This window comes from Brasilonema bromeliae SPC951, from assembly GCF_012912135.1.
Classification (GTDB): domain Bacteria; phylum Cyanobacteriota; class Cyanobacteriia; order Cyanobacteriales; family Nostocaceae; genus Brasilonema; species Brasilonema bromeliae.
Genome location: NZ_QMEB01000346.1, coordinates 1 through 4,295, shown reverse-complemented (window position 1 = coordinate 4,295; position 4,295 = coordinate 1). Strand labels below are relative to the sequence as shown.

At 41.2% G+C, this 4,295-nt stretch carries 2 protein-coding genes; both read right to left on the bottom strand.

What is annotated here, in order from left to right; translation table 11 throughout:
• Nucleotides 1-125 precede the first annotated feature (125 nt).
• Nucleotides 126-3,086 carry a DNA polymerase I gene (polA, locus tag DP116_RS27200; protein ID WP_169158099.1) on the bottom strand — a complete coding sequence of 987 codons (2,961 nt, stop codon included), beginning with the start codon at nucleotides 3,084-3,086 and terminating at the stop codon, nucleotides 126-128.
• Between the two features lie 51 nt (nucleotides 3,087-3,137).
• On the bottom strand, nucleotides 3,138-3,974 hold the full coding sequence (locus DP116_RS27195; protein ID WP_169158098.1) for a DUF4114 domain-containing protein: 837 nt from the start codon (nucleotides 3,972-3,974) through the stop codon (nucleotides 3,138-3,140).
• Nucleotides 3,975-4,295: the final 321 nt, after the last annotated feature.

Here is a 4,295-nt window from a genome sequence, read left to right as displayed (position 1 = left end):
TCTCCTTAATAAGGAGAGGGATGCCCGACAGGGCAGGGTGAGGTTCCGAATTTTGGGTAATTCGATGACTTGTGTGTACACCGTAGCCAAAACATCGGAAAGGGGCGGGGGGTGAGGTTCAAGTCCTACTTCGTCTCCATCCAATTGTCGCCCACGCGAACATCCACAACCAACGGTACACTCAACGACACCGCATTTTCCATTTCATCTTTAATACGCGGTTGTAATTCTCCCCATTCCTCTGGTGGAACTTCAAACACTAATTCGTCGTGTACCTGTAACAACAGACGCGTTTGATAACTTTGCAAAACTTCATGCAGCTTTACCATCGCAATTTTAATAATATCAGCGCTGGAACCTTGAATCGGTGCATTGGCAGCAGCACGCAGTAACCCCGCATCTTCAGCACCTAAATTACCAAGTTTTTTCAAGTCAATATCTTCTGGTTTGTTGCCTTTGTATTTGCGTATGTTGTTGCTGGTAAAATCGAAATAACGACGACGCCCCAAAATTGTTTCGACATAACCTTGGGATATAGCCTGCTTTTTCACTTTCTCTAAATATTCAAACACTTTGGGATAGCGACTGTTAAATCGTTTAATAAACTCGTTCGCATTGGCTTTATCCACACCAGTTGAGCGCGAAAATCTTAGAGAACCCATTCCATAAATCACACCAAAGTTGATGGTTTTTGCTAACCGTCGTTCTTCTGATGTGACATTTTCTTTTTCAAAAACGAGCCGCGCTGTTACAGTGTGAATGTCCTCATTTTGTTGATAAGCTTCAACTAAGACAGGTTCTTGACTCAAATGAGCCAAAATCCGTAACTCAATTTGTGAGTAATCAGCAGCAACCATCAACCAACCAGATTCTGGCACAAATGCTTTGCGAATCTGGCGACTAAAAGCAGTGCGAATGGGGATATTTTGTAAATTCGGATCAGAGGAAGACAATCTACCAGTAGATGTTACCGTTTGGTTAAAACTCGTGTGTACTCTGTGAGTATCTGAGCGCACCAATTTTGGCAGAGAATCTACATAAGTTGATTTCAATTTCGATAAGGTACGATACTCAACAATCGCATCAATAATGCCAGTTTCATCAACTTCTCGCAGTCTTTCCAATGTCGCAGCATCTGTAGAATAACCCGTTTGAATTTTACGGGAAACTTTCGTATTTAATCCTAATTTGTCAAACAATATCTGGCTCAATTGTTTGGGGGAACCCAAGTTGAATTTTTCTCCAGCAATGTTAAAAACTTCCTCTTCAAACTTCGCTAAATCTATTTCTAACTGCTGTGAAAGTTCTTGCAGGTACGCTGTATTTATGGAGATTCCTTGGTCTTCCATCTCAGCTAAAACTGGTTCTAGTGGCTGTTCCACATCCACGAGTAGTTTGTACAAAGCTGGATTTTCCAGTTCCTCTCGCAATTTTGCCACGAGTTGGAATGTGACATAAACATCCATACCGCAGTAATCTGCGACGCTGGGAATATCCAAATCAGCGATGGTTTTCCCTTTTGGAACCAAATCAGCATAACTTTTTGCCGTTAAACCCAAGTAACGCTGACCCAAGTCACTCAGATTATGATTACTATCAGGATTTAGGACATAACTTGCTAGCATCGTGTCAAAGACAACTCCCGCCAACTTAATTCCTTGACACCGTAGAATTAAGCGGTCAAATTTGGCATTTTGCAAAGCTTTGGGATAATCAGCACTTTCTAAAATTGGACGTAGTGCTTCTAAGGCAAAATCTTTGTTTAAATTATCCCCGACTTTGTGACCAAGTGGTATGTAAGCCATCTCATCTGGTTCCGTTCCCCAGCAGCAGCCAATTCCCACTAAGTCAGCGTCTCGTGGTTCTAAATCAGTCGTTTCAGTATCCCAAGCAACGGGATGCTGAGTGTCGGTGAATTTTTGCAGCAACTTAACCAATTCGGTGAGTTGTTCTGGGGTGTTAATGATGCGTGGTTTAATTGCAGAAGTAGGGGGTTGCTGTTGATTTGCTGTATCATCAGCAGTGAAAAACCACAAATCATCATCCTCGTTATTTGTGCTTGGCTTAAGTTGAGTGCTGATTGATTCGTTTGTTTCTGTTTCTGGTGTTTGTTCAACTTTTCCACCAAAACGTTGCTGAAGTTCGTTAATTTTCCCTAAAAAAGATTTGAATTCTAGCTTTTCTAAAATAGGTGTCAGGGCGCTGATATCAAACCCTTTTAGAATGCAGTTTTCTAAATCAACTTCCAAAGGAACATTAAGGACAATCTCCGCTAATTCACGAGACTTTTCAGCATCCTCTTTCCCAGTTTCTAGCTTTGTGTGAAGTGTACCTTTGATTTCATGTAATGCATCATAAATTCGCTTCACAGATTCGTACGTGTTCAGCAAGCGCACGGCTGTTTTTTCGCCAATTCCCCTGACACCAGGGATATTATCTGATTTGTCACCACAAAGAGCTTTATAATCAACGATCTGTGATGGTCTAATACCTAGTTTTTCTTTAACTTGTTCTGGACCAAATTCAGTAAGACTTGCTTTAGAAACTTTTAAGGCGTCTGGGCTAAAATACAGAACACTGATTTGTTTTTCAGTGTCGATGAGTTGAAATAAATCGCGATCGCCACTGACAATTTTGACTTGATATCCAGCAGCCGTTGCTTGTTGTGCTAAAGTTCCTAAAACATCATCTGCTTCGTAACGAGCAGCCGTGACAATTTTCAGATTCAAAGCATCTAGCAACTCATGTAGATTTTTCAGATCTGGAACAAAGTCTTCTGGTGTTTCTGGGCGGTTTGCTTTGTATGTATCATATGCTTCGTGGCGAAAAGTTGGCAAACCCAAATCAAAGGCGATCGCCATTGCTTGTGGCTGTTGAGTCGCCATCACCTCCAACAAAGATTTGAGAAAGCCAAAACACACGCTTGTGGGAATTCCCGTCTTTGTCCGTAATCCGCCGTCTCTTCCTTTAGCAAAAGCGAAGTACGAACGAAAGGCGAGGGAGTGCCCATCCACTAGAATAAATGTGGGAGAAGTAGTCGTTAAGGAATCGGAAGCCAACTGGTTTTTTGGTGTTGTTTGGGACATAAACCTATTTTAGCCAGCGACTTGGGCTACGAATCCCATCTGTAGAGAAAATTAAGCTATTTCCTTGGCTTGCTTTTGGCGACGGCGACGCTGTTGTAACATAGCAACTCCTCCTATACCCAAAAGTGCGATCGCACTTGCAGATTCTGGAACAGTCGCTATGTTGTCCCTACCTAAATCAACCAAGAAAACAACGTCGTTGAAGTCGCGATCAGCTGCTAAAACACCATTTCCATTAGATCTAAAACCTTCTGGTCCATACAAATCCTCAAAACCCACCAACAGATAACCATCCATTTCATAAGCCACTAGATGATCCAGTCCGTCTGGATTTTGAGTTGCATCTGCGCCGTAAACATAGCCGTTAGGATTGTTAAACCCATCTGCTTTCAGAAAGAAATTGAGTTTAGTTCCAGCTGCTTTCGTGCCTAAATCAACATAGTCTCCGATATTTAAAACGCCATTATCTTCTCCTATCTGACACGCTGAATTCGCGCCATTTGATGTATTACAAGAGATGTTTTCAAAAATTAATCCTTTCTGGTAGTCAGAACCGTTGATAGCTTCATAAGCCAACTGATTCTTATAGCCAGCACCCTCATTTAAGAACCAAACGCGAACATTGTGATCATTTTTTAGACTCAGCTTCGTGGGATCTAGTTTATTTAATTTGTCTTCAGGAATTGCAATTCTTTCCTGTTGCACATATTGCTGAAACTCGGGAATTCGAGATTGGAATCCTGAATCATCGGTTGATTTGTCTTTAACTTCATAGGGTGTCAGGTTCTCCCAAGTAAATGTGGCAGCGCCTGCAGGAGTGACAGCAGAAAATACACTTGTGATAGCAGCAGTTGCAGCAAAAAGTCCCGTTATTTTTTTTATAATCATATAAACCCTTTATTTTTTGTCTAGGAAAATACTCTGTTGTTTAGGTTCTAATATCGATCAGTTAGAGAAAAAATAAAACGATATTAGTTGGGCAGACAATTACACAGCAACACTTCCCCTAACTAGAACGAACTGTCCGTTTGAGGAACTCTACCCAACACCAACTGAAAGGTTTTCTGGGGTTGCGACTGCCTACATCAACTGAAATTTATTCTGCTCTGAACTATATTAGTTTTGAATCCAAATCTTTTTTTAGTAATGGAACATCAGTTCATTCTTTTATATCTTAGGTTTTGATTGAGTGACTTGAGTATTTTCCGA

Excerpts from the sequence above, each read along its gene's own strand:
- DP116_RS27195 (WP_169158098.1), bottom strand. The coding sequence starts at position 3,974 with ATGATTATAAAAAAAATAACGGGACTTTTTGCTGCAACTGCTGCTATC.
- polA (WP_169158099.1), bottom strand. The coding sequence starts at position 3,086 with ATGTCCCAAACAACACCAAAAAACCAGTTGGCTTCCGATTCCTTAACG.